We start from the raw sequence: 14078 nt of genomic DNA, 5'->3' as shown, positions 1-14078 counted from the left end.
GGTCGTAGACCGTGCCGGAGAGGACGGTGTGGACGCCGAACCAGGACAGGGTGACCGCCGCTCCGGTCGCCGCCGTCCACGCCAGCGCGTGGAGCACTCCTCTCCGCATGTGCGTCATCCTCCCGCAGGCGCCGGGCGGTTGTCGCCCCGCGTGCCCCGTCAAGCCCGCGCCTGCCGTGTCCCCCGGATGGCGTACGGTGCCGCCCATGCCCCATGTGCTCGTGGTCGAGGACGACCAGTTCGTCCGCTCGGCGCTGATCCGCCATCTCACCGAGGCGTCCCACACCGTACGCAGCGTCGGCACGGCGCTCGAAGCGCTGCGCGAGGTCGCCCACTTCCGGTACGACGTGGTCGTTCTCGATCTGGGGCTGCCCGATCTCGACGGGGCCGAGGCGCTGAAGATGCTCCGGTCGATCACCGACGTACCGGTCATCGTCGCCACCGCGAGGGATGACGAGAGCGAGATCGTGCGGCTGCTGAACGACGGGGCCGACGACTACCTCACCAAGCCGTTCTCCGTCGCCCACCTCTCCGCCCGGATCGCCGCCGTGCTGCGCCGGGCCAGGGCGGCCGGGCCCGAGGCGCCGCCGGACCGCGTGCTGCGGGTGGGCGGGCTCGCCGTCGACCCGCTGCGGCGCCAGGCCGAACTCGACTCCGTACCGCTGGACCTGACCCGCCGCGAGTTCGACCTCCTCGCCTACCTGGCCGGGCGGCCCGGTGTCGTCGTGCCCCGCAAGGAACTCCTCGCCGAGGTCTGGCAGCAGAGTTACGGCGACGACCAGACCATCGACGTCCACCTCTCCTGGCTGCGGCGCAAGCTGGGGGAGACCGCCGCCGCCCCCCGCTACCTGCACACCCTGCGCGGGGTCGGGGTGAAGCTGGAGCCACCGGCGTGAGATGGGCCCTGGTGAAGGTGGCGCTGGCGGTCACCGCGATGGTGGTGGTGGCGTTCGCGGTGCCGCTCGGGCTGGTGGTCCGCGAGACCGCACGCGACCGCGCCGTCTCGCACGCCGAACGGCAGGCCGCGGCGCTCGGCCCGGCCCTGACCGTCACCACCGAACGGGCCGCGCTGGAGCGGGCGGTGCAGTTCACCACCGCCGGGTCCGAGGGCCGGATGGCGGTGCACGTCCCGGCCGACGGCGACCGCCCGGCCCTGACCGTCGGCACCGCCCGCGCCTCCGCCCGCGACCTCGCCTCCACCCGGCGCCTGGCCCGCGCCGTCACCACCGCCACCCCCGGCGGGCAGCTCCTCCTCCAGCCGACGGCGCTGAGCGGCTCGCGTACGGCGGTCGTGGAGGTCTACGTGCCCGAGGCCGAGGCCGGTCGGGGGGTGGCCGCCGCCTGGCTGATGCTGGCCGGGGTCGCCGTCGCCCTGGTCATCGGCTCGGTCGCGGTCGCCGACCGGCTCGGGGTGCGCCTGGTGGGGCCCGCCCGGCGGCTGGCCGGGGCGGCGCACGCGCTCGGCGAGGGCTCGCTCGGGGTGCGGGTCCCCGAGGAGGGCCCGGCCGAACTGCGGCAGGCGGCGGTCGCGTTCAACTCCATGGCCGACCAGGTGGTGGAACTCCTCGCCAACGAACGGGAGCTGGCCGCCGATCTCTCGCACCGCCTGCGGACCCCGCTCACCGTGCTCCGGCTCAACGCGGCCTCCCTCGGCGAGGGGCCCGCCGCCGAGCAGACCCGCGCCGCGGTGGAGCAGCTGGAGTGCGAGGTGGACGCCATCATCCGCACCGCCCGCGAGCAGAAGCCCCGTACCCAGCCGGACGGTTCGGGGGCCGGGTGCGACGCGGCCGAGGTCATCCGGGAGCGGATGGCGTTCTGGTCGGCGCTGGCCGAGGACGAGGGGCGTACCGCGCGGGTGGCGGGGGTGGACCGGCCGGTACGCATCCCGGTCGCCCGGGGTGACCTGGTGGCGGCGCTGGACGCGCTGCTCGGCAACGTCTTCCGGCACACCCCCGAGGGCACCCCGTTCGCGGTCGACCTGCACGACGGGGGCGAGGGCGCGCACTCGGTGATCGTGCTGGTCTCCGACGCGGGACCCGGCATCGCCGACCCGGAGGCGGCGCTGGCGCGCGGCCGGGGCGGGGCCGGCGGGGAGGCACCGGCGGTCGGCTCGACCGGGCTCGGCCTGGACATCGTGCGCCGCCTCGCCGAGTCGACCGGCGGGGACGTGCGCATCGGCCGCTCCGTGCTGGGCGGGACCGAGGTGCGGCTCTGGGTCCAGCTGCGGGACACGGGCGAGGGGCCGGTGGCGGGGCGCCGGGCGAGCCGGCGCGGGCCGCGGAAGGGGCGGGCCGGGCGGCGTGGAGTTCCCCATTCCTCTTAACGCCGTCCGAGTGCTGTCCTAAGAGAACCTTAAGAACCCGGCGCCCTGTCCGGTCCGCCCCTTTCGCGAGGTGTCCGGGGGCTAACGTCTTCCTCGTCGGCGCCCCACCGCCGGCGGTCCGGACGACCACCACGAAAAAAAGTTCCCCACACTCCGGCATCCAGCCGCTCACCCGGGGTACACGGGCGGTACCCCACGGGATCCGGAGTAACACTCCCCCCACAGGAAAGAACGTGCCCCGGCCGGGCACCATCCCCCCACCCCGGCCGGGGCACGACCTTGTTCCGGGCGCGGCGCCCCGGCTCACTTCCCGCCCGCGGCGTGCCACTCCTCCACGTACTCCTGGAGTACGGAACGCAGTTGGTGGCCGATCTTCAGGTAGTCGAGGTCGTCCAGGTTGGCCAGCGAGACGCGGACCGACCATGCGGGGCCGTCGAAGCCGCCGCCGTTGAGGAGGACCACGCCGGTCTGTTCGGCCAGCCGGAAGAGGGGGTCGACCGGCTCGTAGTTCTCCCGGAGGTAGCGGGCGAAGGCGGCGCCGTGGACGCGCTCGGCCTCGGCCATCAGGTCGAGTTCGACGTAGTAGGCGGCGCGCAGCGGGTCCTCGGCCACCTTCATGTGGGCGCCTTCGAGGAGCAGGCCGTACCGCTCGCGGACCAGGGAGCGGACCTTCTCCTTGTACGCCCGGCCCTCGTCGAGCAGGCCGAAGAGGGAGAAGAGGACCATCATCGCCTGCTGCGGGGTGGAGAGCCCCGAGGTGTGGTTGAGGGCGACCTGCCGGGAGTCGGCGACCAGCCGGTCCACGAACCGCATCCCGGCCGGGTCGAGCGTGAGCGTCCCGTACCGGCGGGCCAGCCGCTCCTTCTCCTCCGCGGGGAGCGCCGCGATCCGGGCGTCGATCACGTTGTCGTCCTGGAGCGCGATCACCCCGAGCCGCCAGCCGGTGGCGCCGTAGTGCTTGGAGTACGAGTAGACGAGCAGGGTGTTGCGCGGGATCGCGGCCGCCAGCGAGCGGAAGCCCTCGACGAAGGTGCCGTACACGTCGTCGGTGACGACGATCAGCTCCGGGTTGTCCCGGGCGACGAGGGAGCGGATCTGCTCCGCGACCCGGCCGGAGAGGGCGAGCGAGGGCGGGTTGCTCGGGTTGACCAGGCAGACCATCTTCACCGAGGGGTCGGCCAGCTTGGCGACCTCCTCCTCCGGATACCGCCACTGCCGGACCCCGGACTCGGCGAACGCGCTCGCCTTCACCTGGACGATGTCGAAGCCGTAGGTGTCCAGTCGGGGGATCTCGATGTACGGCGTGAAGACCGGCACCATCAGGGCGATCCGGTCGCCGCGCTGCAGGACGCCGTTCTTCAGCAGGGAGTCGAAGATGTAGCACATCGCCGCCGTGCCGCCCTCGGTGGTGAAGAGGCGCAGGGGGCTCTCAGGGAGGGTGCCGCCGTACATCTCCTGGGCGAGGTAGCCGCGGACGACCTCCTCGGTGTGGGGCAGGACGCGGTCGGGGACCGGGTAGTTGTCGCCGGTGACGGCGTCGGCCAGTTCGTGGACGAAGGAGTCGGCGTCGAAGCCGAACCGGTCCAGGCCCAGCCGCACGCAGGACTCCAGCAGTTCGATGCCGGGCAGGCCGGGGTGGCGGCGGGCGAAGGCGTCGAACCGTTCCTTCGCCCCCGCCTTCTCGGGCATTCCGCCGAGGTTGTCCGCCGTCCAGACCCGCCGGGACTCCTCGACGGCGAAGTAGCCGAGCGCGTGGAACGCCTCGCGCGGGCCGCTCGCCACCCAGTTGGGGTTGCCGCGCCCGGCGTTGAGCATCTGGACGGTGGACTTGTCCTTCTGCCCGGGCTCGCCGGCCTGCTTCTCCTCGGCCAGGCGGATGAAGACGTTCTTCAGCTCGAAGGGGGAGAGCTGGGCGTAGGACTTGATCTGCTCGCGGGACTCGCGTGCCTGGGTCATGGGGTACTCCGCAGGTCCGGGGGAGGGGAGGGGTCAGGAGCCGAGGACGCCCACCAGGAGCGGGCCGGTGAGCGGCAGGAGGAAGTTGGAGAGGGTGTAGGTGATCGTGTAGCCGATCAGCGGGACGCTGGAGCGGGCCACCTGGGTGATGGCGGTGATCGCCGGGGTCGAGCACTGCTGGCCCGCGATGGCGCCGATCAGCAGCGGCTTCTCGATCTTCAGCAGGCGGTTGCCGATGAGCAGGGACACGGTGGCGGGGACCAGCACCATCGCGATCCCGGCCACCGGCAGCAGCGCCCCGTACTCCTTGATCAGCGGCCACGCCTGCGGGCCGGAGGCCAGCCCCGTGCAGGCGATGAAGACGGCGAGGCCCATGTCCTTCAGGGTCGTCGCGGCCTGCGGGGGATAGGCGCCGAAGGTCGGGCGGAGCGAGCGCAGCCAGCCGAAGACCAGCCCCGCCACCAGGCAGCCGCCGCCGGTGCCCAGCGAGAGCGGCACATCGCCGAACTTGACCACGATCTGCCCGAGCAGCGACCCGGCGACGATGCCGAAGCCGAGGTAGATGAAGTCGGTGGCGTCGTTCTTCACCACCGCCCCGAGCTTCGCCACCACCCGGTCCAGCCCGGCCCGCGCCCCGACCAGGGTGAGGATGTCGCCCCGGCGGACCTCGGTCTCGGGCGCCGCCGGGATGTCCTGGTCGCCCCGGAGGACATCGGTGACGTAGACGCCGTCACGGCGGAACTCGGGGTGCCGGGCCACCAGGGAGTCGATGCTGTGGCCGACGGTCGCCTTGTCGGTGACGGCGACCTGCTGGGTGGCGAGCGGGGTGTCCAGCCCCGGTACGGCCGCCGTCTCCGGGCCGATCTCGCGGCCCGCCTCGATGGTGTCGGGCCGCAGCCCGACGACCATGACGAGGTCGGAGAGGGTCAGCTTCAGCCCGGGGTCGGGGGTGAGCCGCTTGGCGCCGCGCTGCACCGCCTCCACCGTCACCCGCCCGCTCAGCGCCTCCTGGACGGAGCCGACGGTGCGCCCGTCGGCCCGGGTGACCAGGAAGGTCCGCCCCACCACGTCGGGCATCGCCTCCCGCTGCCCGGACTCCAGACCGCCCTGGTTCCCGCGCATCCGCTGCCACCACTCGCGGGAGGCGTCGGCCAGGTTGATCCGGAGCAGCATCGGCATGATCTGGCTGGTGTAGATCACGATGGTGATCAGGCCGAAGAGGTAGCAGACCGTGTACGCGGTGGCCACGTGCCCCTGGTACTGCTCGATCTGGCCGGCCGTCAGCCCGTCGAGCTTGCCGATCGCCTCGGTGGCCGTGCCGACCACGGCCGACTCGGTGGCGGCACCGGCGAGGATGCCGGAGGCGGTGCCCACGTCCAGGTCGAAGGACTTGGCGAGGCCGAAGGCGATGCCGAGCACGCAGACCAGCTCGACCAGGCAGAGCACGAAGAAGCGCAGGCTGCGCCGGTTGAGGTTGGCGAAGAACTGGGGGCCCGCCATGTACCCCAGCGAGAAGATGAACAGGGCGAAGAAGACGCTCCGCACGTCGTCGCCGACCGAGACGTGCTGGGTGCCCAGGAGCAGCGAGACGATCAGCGTGCCGCAGATCCCGCCGAGGGTGATCGGGCCGACGCGCAGCTTGCCGAGGAGGTATCCGGCGGCCAGCGACAGGAACAGGGCCAGCTCGGGGTGGTCGCGGATGATGCCCATGGCGCCTCAGCGCCGGGCGGGAGCGGTCAGAACGGGCGGAAGGTGCACGAAAGGGAGTTAAGCGGCTTCCCGTCGCCCGGGGACGGAGCCGCGCCGGGGCCCGGCAGGCGGGAGAATGGGCGGGTGGCGGCGCGGGGTCAGAACCCGCGCCACCACCCGCCCCGGCTCCGGGAGGATCAGCCCGCGTCGGGCTCCGGGCGGAAGTCCGCCGGGGGCAGCACGCCGTCCCGGGCCGCCCGCGCGTACCAGTGGGCGCTCGACCGCGGGGTGCGCACCTGCGTGTCGTAGTCCACGTGGACCGCGCCGAACCGCTTGCCGTAGCCGTAGGACCACTCGAAGTTGTCCAGCAGCGACCAGAGGTAGTAGCCGCGCACGTCGGCGCCGTCGCGGATCGCGTCCAGCACCGCCGAGAGGTGGCCGTGCAGGTAGCGGATGCGGTCCGGGTCGTGGAACCGGCCCTGGGCGTCGGGCGCGTCCGGGTAGGCCGCGCCGTTCTCGGTGACCAGCAGCGGCACGCCCGGCGCCTCGGCCGCGTACTTGGTGAGCAGGTCGTACAGGCCGGTCGGGTCGACGCCCCAGCCCATCGCGGTCCGCTCGCCCTGCGCCTGGTGGAAGGTGATGTCGTCGGCGGCCGGCCACGGCGAGTGGGCGCTCGCCCCGTGTCCGTCGTCGCGCGGCCCGTCCACCCGGCCGCCGGAGACGATCGCCGGGGCGTAGTAGTTGATGCCCAGCAGGTCCAGCGGCTGGCAGGCCGTCCGGGCGTCGCCGTCCTGGACGAAGGACCAGTCGGTGAGCCGCGCGGTGTCCGCGAGGAGGTCCTCCGGGTACGCGCCGTGCAGCATCGGCCCGGTGAAGACCCGGTTGGCCAGCGCGTCGATGCGGCGCCGCGCGTCCTCGTCCTCCGGCGCGGCCGTACGGGCCCGCACCGCGCTCGGGTTGAGGCTCACCGCGATCTTCGGCGTGCGCCCGGCCGGCACCGAGGCCCGCAGCGCCTGCGCGCCCAGACCGTGCGCCAGGTTGAGGTGGTGGGCGGCGCGCAGGGCGTCGACCGGGTCGGTGCGGCCGGGGGCGTGCACCCCGGAGCCGTAGCCGAGGAAGGCGCTGCACCAGGGCTCGTTGAGGGTGGTGAACAGCTCGACGCGGTCGCCGAGCGCCTCGCCGACGAGGGCCGCGTACTCGGCGAACCGGTACGCGGTCTCCCGCTCGGGCCAGCCGCCGGCGTCCTCCAGCTCCTGCGGCAGGTCCCAGTGGTACAGCGTCACCATCGGCCGGATGCCGCGGGCCAGCAGGTCGTCGGTGAGCCGCCGGTAGAAGTCGAGGCCGCGTCGCTCGGCGGGGCCGCGCCCGGTCGGCTGCACCCGCGACCAGGAGACGGAGAAGCGGTACGTGCCGAGGCCGAGCCTGGCCATCAGCGCCACGTCCTCGGCGCTGCGGTGGTAGTGGTCGACGGCGACGTCACCGGTGTCGCCGTTCTCCGTCTTCCCCGGGGTGTGGCTGAAGGTGTCCCAGATCGACGGGGTCCGGCCGTCCTCGGCCACCGCCCCCTCGATCTGGTACGAGGCGGTCGCCGCGCCCCAGAGGAAGTCGGTGGGGAATCTGCCCTGCCGGGCCAGGGCGGCCGCCTCCCCGGGCACCTCCCCGGTGGTGGGCGTGGCGGAGGTGGCTGCGGTGGGGACTGAGGTCAAGACGTACTCCCGTTCTCACTTGGGGTGGGGGAAGGGCGGGGCGGGCGGCGGGTGGTCGGGCCCGCCGCCCGGGGGTGTCCTCAAGGGCCGCTCAGCCCTTCACCGCGCCCTGCATGATGCCGCCGACGATCTGCTTGCCGAAGACCACGAAGGCGATCAGCAGCGGCAGGGTGCCCAGCAGCGCGCCGGCCATGATCACCGACTGGTCGGGGATGTACCCCCGGCCCAGGCCGGTGAGGGCCACCTGCACCGTGGGGCTGCCGTTCTGGGTCAGCGCGATGATCGGCCAGAAGAAGTCGTTCCAGGACTGCACGAAGGTCAGCATCCCGAGCACCGCCATCGCGGGCCGGGCCGCCGGGAAGACCACGTGCCACAGGACCCGCAGGCTGTTGGCGCCGTCGACCCGGGCCGCCTCGATGATCTCGGTGGGCAGCGCCTGGAGCAGGTACTGCCGCATGAAGAAGACACCGAAGGCGGTGACCAGGGTCGGCAGGATGACCGCCTGGAGCTGGTCGGACCAGGAGAGCTTGGCCACCATCATGTACAGCGGTACGACGCTGAGCTGGGGCGGCACCATCATCGTGCCGATCACCAGCAGCAGCAGCGCGTTCTTGAACCGGAACCGCAGCTTGGCGAAGGCGAACCCGGCCAGGGTCGAGAAGAGCACCGTGCCGACGGAGACCGTGCCGGCCACCACCAGGGTGTTCAGCAGGGCCGACCCCATGTTGGCGTCGGTCCAGGCGATCTCCAGGTTCTTGAAGAGGTTCCCGCCGAACCAGAAGGGCGGCGGGGTCTCGGCCAGCCGCGTGTTGTTCCGCGAGGCCGCGATGGCCGTCCAGACCAGCGGGAAGAGCGAGATGAAGGTGACCACGCCGAGCACGGCGTACGTGATCCGGCCGCCGTGCAGCTGGCGCCCGGCCCCGCTGCGGCGCGGCCGCCGGGACCGCTTCCCGGGCGGCGTGGCGAGGGTGCGGGGAGCGGAGTCCTCGCGGGCGGGCGATGGTGCGATGCTCATGCTTTCCCCTCGCCTCGGCGCAGCCACCGGGTGACCGCGAGAGAGACCAGCCCGATCACGATCAGCAGCAGGAACATGGCCCAGGCGATGGCGGACGCCCGGCCCAGGTGCAGGTTGGTCCAGCCCTGCTCGTACAGGTACAGGCCGAGGGTCTGGAACTGGTGCTCGGAGCCGCCCGTCGCCCCGCCGCCGCCGTTGAAGAGCAGCGGCTCGCCGAAGAGCTGGATGGCGCCGATGGTCGAGACGACCACGGTGAACAGGATGGTCGGCCGCAGCGAGGGCAGCGTCACGTGCAGGAACTGCTGCCAGCGCGAGGCGCCGTCCAGGGCCGCCGACTCGTACAGGTCGGAGGGGATGGACTGCATCGCGGCCAGGTAGATCAGCGCGTTGTAGCCCGTCCAGCGCCACACGACGATGGAGGAGACGGCCAGTTGTGAGGTGAAGCTGCCGTTCTGCCAGTCGATGTGCTCGAAACCGGCCAGTGACAGGAACCAGTTGATCATCCCGTAGTCGCGGCCGAAGAGCATGACGAAGACCAGGGTCGCCGCCGCCACCGAGGTGGCGTACGGGGTGAGCGCCGCCACCCGGAAGAACATCGAGCCGCGCAGCCGGTAGTTGAGCAGATGGGCGATGCCCAGGGCCATCAGCAGCTGCGGCACCGTGGAGAGGATGCCGATGGTGAAGGTGTTCTGGAGCGCGTTCCAGAAGAACTCGTCGTCGAGCAGGCGCGTGTAGTTGCGCAGCCCGATCCACTCCATGTCGTTGGGGGCCGTCAGCTCCACCCGGTGGAGCGAGGCCCACCCGGTGTAGAGCAGCGGGAAGAGACCGAAGGCCGCGAAGAAGAGGAAGAACGGCGCGATGAACGCGTACGGACTCCACTTCACGTCCCGCCGGTACCAGCGGGAGCGCCGCTCGCGCCGCCGGTCGGCCGCTTCCCTGCCGGGGTCCTGGGGCGGCCCCGAGGCCACCGCCACCCCGCTCGCGGGGGCCGCCGCGCCCTCCTCCACCGAGGAGGGCGCGGCCGCCGAGAATTCACTCGCCATCGTGGGTCACTGGTCCAGTGCGTTGTCGATCGCCTTGACCGCGGCCTTCCAGCCCTCCTCGGAGGACTTGCCCTTCTGGTCGACCTGGAGCATGCCCACGTCGGCCAGGTTCTGCGCGATCACCAGGTCCTTCGGGCCGAGGATCTGCACCGGGGCGCCCTCGGCGGCCTGGGCGAAGATCTTGCCGATCGGCGCGTCGTCGAAGTACTCGTGCTTGGCGTCGGCGATCTCCGGCAGGTCGTAGGCGGCCTGCGCGCTCGGGAAGGAGCCGCGCTCGGCGAAGAGCTTCGCCTGCTGCTTCGGCGCGGTCAGCCACGCCGCGAGCTTGGCCGCCTCCTCCTTGTTCTTGCCGGCCGAGGGGACCGTCAGGAAGGAGCCGCCCCAGTTGCTGGGCTTCGGCGCCTGGGCGACGTCCCACTTGTCGGCGCCCTTCTCACCGCCCTTGTCCTGGATGTAGCCGAGCATCCACGCCGGGCAGGAGACCGTGGCGAAGGTGCCGTTGGAGAAGCCCTGGTCCCAGCCGGGGGTGAACTGCTGGAGCTTGGCGGTCAGTCCCTCGGAGGCGAACTCGGCTGCCAGGTCCCAGGCTTCCTTCACCGCCGGGTTCGACTTGTAGACGACCTCGCCCTTGTCGTCGTAGTAGCGGGTCTCGCTGCTGCCGGTCACCGCGGCCATCACACCGGGCGCGCCGTCGACGAACTTGGCGCCCTTGGGAGCCTTCTTCTGGAACTCCTTGCCGGCTTCCAGGTACTTGTCCCAGTCGCCCGCCCACAACTTGCCGACCTCCTCGCGGTCGGTCGGCAGGCCCGCCTTCTCGAAGAGGTCCTTGCGGTAGCAGATGCCCTGCGGACCGATGTCCGTGCCGAGCCCCACCGTCTTGCCCGCCTCGGTGGTGCCCTGCGCCCACTTCCACTCCAGGAAGGCGGCCTTGTCGGCGCCGGGGGCCTTGGAGAGGTCCTCCAGCTTGTCGCCCTGGGTCTGGACGATCTCCGCGATGTTGTTGGCCTCGACGGCCTGGATGTCGGCGAGACCGCTGCCGGTGCCCAGGTGGGTGAGGAGCTGCGGGTAGTAGTTCTCGTTCCGCTCGATGGACGTCTGCTTGATGACGACGTCCTTGTTCTCCTTCATGTACTGGTCGTAGAGTCCGGCCTCCTTGAGGCCGAACGCACCGAAGACCCCGACGGTCAGCGTGGTCTTCCCCTGGTCCGAACCGGCATCGCCCCCGGCGGCCTCGGGCTCGTCGTCCGACGCGCAGCCCGCGAGCAGGCTGGTCCCCAGGGCGGCGACGGCCGCCAGGACCACCGCCTTGCGGGCCGTACGGCTTCTCGTACGCATGGTGCGCATGGTCTCCTCCTGACGCCGGTCCGGTCCCGGCCCGTCAACCCCCTTGCGGGCGGCTGAAGTCGGCTCCTCCGGGTCGAACCAGGGAATGTACGGGTGTTGGAGTGGCAGCTAGGGTGGGAGCGCTCCCACCCGTGATGTCGTGAAGAGTCGCGGCTGCGGGCAGGAGTGTCAAGACACATGACGCCGCCAGGTCCGGTCGGTTGTCGGGGCTCCTTCGCGAATACCCGGCCCTTCAGGGCGAAACGGCGCCTGTCGTCCCCTGATCGGCACCCGCCGCTCACATGGAATCCGATACGATGTGAGAATGCAGCAAGTAAAGCGGGCGTTCAAGTACCGCTTCTACCCCACGGACGAGCAGGCGGCCGAGCTGTCCCGCACGTTCGGCTGCGTCCGCCTGGTGTACAACAAGGCGCTGGAGGAGCGCACGCGGGCCTGGTACACGGAGCGGCGCCGCGTCTCCTACGTGCAGTCGTCGGCCGCTCTGACGGAGTGGAAGAAGACCGAGGAGCTGGCCTTTCTGGCGGAGGTGTCCTCCGTTCCGCTCCAGCAGGCACTGCGTCACCTCCAGACCGGGTTCGGGAACTTCTTCGCCAAGCGGGCGCAGTACCCGCGCTTCAAGAGCCGGAAGAAGTCCCGGGCGTCGGCCGAGTACACCCGCAGCGCTTTCAAGTGGCGCGACGGGCAACTGACTCTGGCGAAGATGGCGGAGCCGCTGGGCATCCGCTGGTCGCGTCCGCTTCCCGAAGGCGCGGAGCCGACGACGGTGACCGTGTCCCGCGACGCCGCAGGGCGTTGGTTCGTGTCTCTGCTGTGCGAGGACTCCCTCCCCTCCGCACCGGCTACCTCGGCGGCCGTGGGTATCGATGCCGGGATCACCTCCCTCGTCACGCTGTCCACCGGGGAGAAGATCACCAATCCCCGGCATGAGCGCCGTGATCGCGCCCGCCTGGCCAAAGCCCAGCGTGAGCTGTCCCGTAAGATGAAGGGCTCGGCGAACAGGGAGAAGGCCCGGCGCGCGGTCGCCAGGGTCCACGCACGGATCGCCGACCGGCGCCGCGATTCCCTGCACAAACTGTCCACCCGCCTCGTCCGTGAGAACCAAACGGTCGTGATCGAGGACCTCACCGTCCGCAACCTGCTGAAGAACGGCACGCTCGCGCGCGCCATCTCCGACGCTTCGTGGACGCAACTCCGCTCCATGCTGGAGTACAAGTGCGCCTGGTACGGGCGCGAACTCGTCGTGATCGACCGCTGGTTCCCGTCCAGCAAGCTGTGCGGGAACTGCGGCACGGTCCGTGCGAGGCTGCCGTTGAACGTCCGCGAGTGGACGTGTGACTGCGGCGCCGTGCACGACCGCGACGTGAACGCGGCAGGCAACATCCTGGCCGCCGGGCTGGCGGCGTCTGCCTGTGGAGACGGTGTAAGACCTCAACGGGAGTCCTCCCGGACGGGGCGGTCGTCGGTGAAGCAGGAACCCCAGCGGGCGACCGCTGGAATCCCCCGCCATTAGGCAGGGGAGGAAGTCAACGGGCTGTTACGGTCTCCTCCGATCCTGGGGCACGACACGGGCGCGTGCCCACTACTGGGAGGCAACGGATGACGGCTGGTCGGAGCAACGGGCGCAGCGGGGGCCGCCCCACCCTCGAAGAGGTCGCCGCCCGCGCCGGGGTCGGCCGAGGCACGGTCTCCCGCGTCATCAACGGCTCCCCCCGCGTCAGCGAGGCCACCCGCGCCGCCGTCGAGGCCGCCGTCGCGGAACTGGGTTACGTCCCGAACACCGCCGCCCGCGCCCTGGCCGCCAACCGCACCGACGCCATCGCCCTGGTCGTCCCCGAACCCGAGACCCGCTTCTTCACCGAGCCGTACTTCTCCGACATCCTCAGCGGCATCGGCGCCGCCCTCGGCCCGACCGACCTCCAGCTCCTCCTCACCTTCGCCGACGGCGCCCGCGAACGACGCCGCCTCGCCCAGTACCTCGCCGCCCACCGCGTCGACGGCGTCCTCCTGGTCTCCGTCCACGCCGACGACCCGCTGCCCGACCTCCTCTCCCAGCTGGAGATCCCCGCCGTCATCAGCGGCCGCCGCAGCGAGGACGAGCCGCTGGCCTCCGTCGACACCGACAACTACTCCGGCGCCCGCGCCGCCGTCACCCACCTGCTGGAGCGGGGCCGCACCACCATCGCCACCATCAGCGGCCGCCTCGACGTCTACGGCGCCCAGCGCCGCCTCGACGGCTACCGCTCCGCCCTCGGCGACGCCGGCCGGCCCCCCGAGGACAGCCTGGTCGCCGCCGGCGACTTCACCGAGGAGGGCGGCCGCCAGGCCATGCGCCTCCTCCTCGACCGCCACCCGGAACTCGACGCCGTCTTCGCCTGCTCCGACGTGATGGCCGCCGGCGCCCTCCAGGTGCTGCGCGAGGCCGGCCGCCGCATCCCCGAGGACGTCGCCCTGGTCGGCTTCGACGACTCCGCCGTCGCCCGCCTGATGGACCCTCCGCTCACCTCCGTCCGCCAGCCCACCGCCGCCATGGGCCGCGCCATGACCGAGGCGCTCCTCGCCGAGATCGCCGAGGGCCGCCCCGACAGCTCCCGGCTGCGCAGACCCCGGCAGGTCGTCCTGAACACGGAGTTGGTGGTGCGGGCCTCGTCCTGAGCCGGTCGCGGCACCGGCGCGTGGTGCACCGGGGGCGCGCGGCCGAGCCTCCCGCCCCCGGCCCACCCCGCGCCGTACCATCCCTCGGGTGGAACTCCCCGACTACCTGATCAGGCTCCAGCGCGCGGCCGACGACGAGGGGCGCCGGCTCGAACACCTCGACGAGGACGAGCGGGACGCGGCGCGGCGCCTCTACTTCAACGCCGCGGCCGAGGTCGACGTGGCCGTACGCGACTTCGCCGCCACCGCCGGACTCGACCGCCACACCGTGGAGAAGGAACTGCGCCAGCAGGCCCGCCAGCCCCCCACGGAGTGAGCGCGGCCCGTTGTCGTACCCCCCAAGTACGGTC

Annotated in this window: 11 protein-coding genes and 1 pseudogene; 5 read left to right on the top strand and 7 right to left on the bottom strand. The window is 72.0% G+C overall.

Going from position 1 to position 14078, the window contains the following annotated elements; translation table 11 throughout:
• A pseudogene (locus tag IF45_RS34440) lies at positions 1-208 on the bottom strand (hypothetical protein); the annotation flags it as partial.
• Here IF45_RS34440 and IF45_RS0120685 point away from each other — a divergent pair.
• The gene (locus IF45_RS0120685; RefSeq protein ID WP_008405319.1) at positions 207-896 is read left to right on the top strand and encodes a response regulator transcription factor; all 690 of its coding nucleotides are present in this window, start codon (positions 207-209) and stop codon (positions 894-896) included. The pseudogene IF45_RS34440 and the gene IF45_RS0120685 overlap by 2 nt on opposite strands.
• Positions 893-2323, top strand: coding sequence for a HAMP domain-containing sensor histidine kinase (locus IF45_RS0120680; protein WP_018894996.1), 1431 nt, complete (start codon positions 893-895; stop codon positions 2321-2323). The genes IF45_RS0120685 and IF45_RS0120680 overlap by 4 nt, the downstream gene beginning before the upstream one ends.
• Positions 2324-2626: 303 nt before the next feature.
• Here IF45_RS0120680 and IF45_RS0120675 read toward each other — a convergent pair whose 3' ends face one another.
• From IF45_RS0120675 to IF45_RS0120650, 6 genes are all read right to left on the bottom strand, one after another.
• Positions 2627-4279, bottom strand: a complete 1653-nt coding sequence (locus IF45_RS0120675; protein ID WP_030308860.1) for a bifunctional aspartate transaminase/aspartate 4-decarboxylase — start codon at positions 4277-4279, stop codon at positions 2627-2629.
• A 33-nt stretch (positions 4280-4312) separates the two neighbouring features.
• A complete protein-coding gene (gene aspT / locus IF45_RS0120670) occupies positions 4313-5989 on the bottom strand; it encodes an aspartate-alanine antiporter (RefSeq protein WP_030308858.1) in 1677 nt (558 codons plus the stop codon).
• A gap of 176 nt (positions 5990-6165) precedes the next feature.
• Positions 6166-7674, bottom strand: a complete 1509-nt coding sequence (locus IF45_RS0120665) for a GH1 family beta-glucosidase (RefSeq protein WP_030308856.1) — start codon at positions 7672-7674, stop codon at positions 6166-6168.
• Between the two features lie 91 nt (positions 7675-7765).
• On the bottom strand, positions 7766-8689 hold the full coding sequence (locus tag IF45_RS0120660) for a carbohydrate ABC transporter permease (RefSeq protein WP_003948204.1): 924 nt from the start codon (positions 8687-8689) through the stop codon (positions 7766-7768).
• Positions 8686-9732, bottom strand: a complete 1047-nt coding sequence (locus tag IF45_RS0120655; RefSeq protein WP_008405309.1) for a carbohydrate ABC transporter permease — start codon at positions 9730-9732, stop codon at positions 8686-8688. Before IF45_RS0120655 ends, IF45_RS0120660 begins: the two co-directional genes overlap by 4 nt.
• A gap of 6 nt (positions 9733-9738) precedes the next feature.
• Positions 9739-11076, bottom strand: coding sequence for an ABC transporter substrate-binding protein (locus IF45_RS0120650; RefSeq protein WP_018894991.1), 1338 nt, complete (start codon positions 11074-11076; stop codon positions 9739-9741).
• A 304-nt stretch (positions 11077-11380) separates the two neighbouring features.
• On the opposite strand from IF45_RS0120650, the gene IF45_RS0120645 reads away from it, so the two are divergent.
• The 3 genes from IF45_RS0120645 (at position 11381) to IF45_RS0120635 (ending at position 14044) form a co-directional block, all read left to right on the top strand.
• Positions 11381-12586 (top strand): RNA-guided endonuclease InsQ/TnpB family protein, encoded by a 1206-nt coding sequence (locus IF45_RS0120645; protein ID WP_030308854.1) that lies wholly within the window; start codon positions 11381-11383, stop codon positions 12584-12586.
• Positions 12587-12672: 86 nt separating this feature from the next.
• On the top strand, positions 12673-13728 hold the full coding sequence (locus tag IF45_RS0120640; RefSeq protein WP_003948200.1) for a LacI family DNA-binding transcriptional regulator: 1056 nt from the start codon (positions 12673-12675) through the stop codon (positions 13726-13728).
• An 88-nt stretch (positions 13729-13816) separates the two neighbouring features.
• Positions 13817-14044 carry a hypothetical protein gene (locus IF45_RS0120635; protein WP_003948199.1) on the top strand — a complete coding sequence of 76 codons (228 nt, stop codon included), beginning with the start codon at positions 13817-13819 and terminating at the stop codon, positions 14042-14044.
• Positions 14045-14078 lie beyond the last annotated feature (34 nt).

Origin of the sequence: Streptomyces albidoflavus (genome assembly GCF_000719955.1) — a bacterium.
GTDB lineage: Bacteria > Actinomycetota > Actinomycetes > Streptomycetales > Streptomycetaceae > Streptomyces > Streptomyces albidoflavus.
This window is presented reverse-complemented; position numbering and strand designations above follow the sequence as displayed.

Bases quoted from the DNA above. Each gene is read 5' to 3' on its own strand.
- IF45_RS0120650 (WP_018894991.1), bottom strand. From the start codon at position 11,076: ATGCGCACCATGCGTACGAGAAGCCGTACGGCCCGCAAGGCGGTGGTC.
- IF45_RS0120655 (WP_008405309.1), bottom strand. From the start codon at position 9,732: ATGGCGAGTGAATTCTCGGCGGCCGCGCCCTCCTCGGTGGAGGAGGGC.
- IF45_RS0120675 (WP_030308860.1), bottom strand. From the start codon at position 4,279: ATGACCCAGGCACGCGAGTCCCGCGAGCAGATCAAGTCCTACGCCCAG.
- aspT (WP_030308858.1), bottom strand. From the start codon at position 5,989: ATGGGCATCATCCGCGACCACCCCGAGCTGGCCCTGTTCCTGTCGCTG.
- IF45_RS0120645 (WP_030308854.1), top strand. From the start codon at position 11,381: ATGCAGCAAGTAAAGCGGGCGTTCAAGTACCGCTTCTACCCCACGGAC.
- IF45_RS0120640 (WP_003948200.1), top strand. From the start codon at position 12,673: ATGACGGCTGGTCGGAGCAACGGGCGCAGCGGGGGCCGCCCCACCCTC.
- IF45_RS0120660 (WP_003948204.1), bottom strand. From the start codon at position 8,689: ATGAGCATCGCACCATCGCCCGCCCGCGAGGACTCCGCTCCCCGCACC.
- IF45_RS0120685 (WP_008405319.1), top strand. From the start codon at position 207: ATGCCCCATGTGCTCGTGGTCGAGGACGACCAGTTCGTCCGCTCGGCG.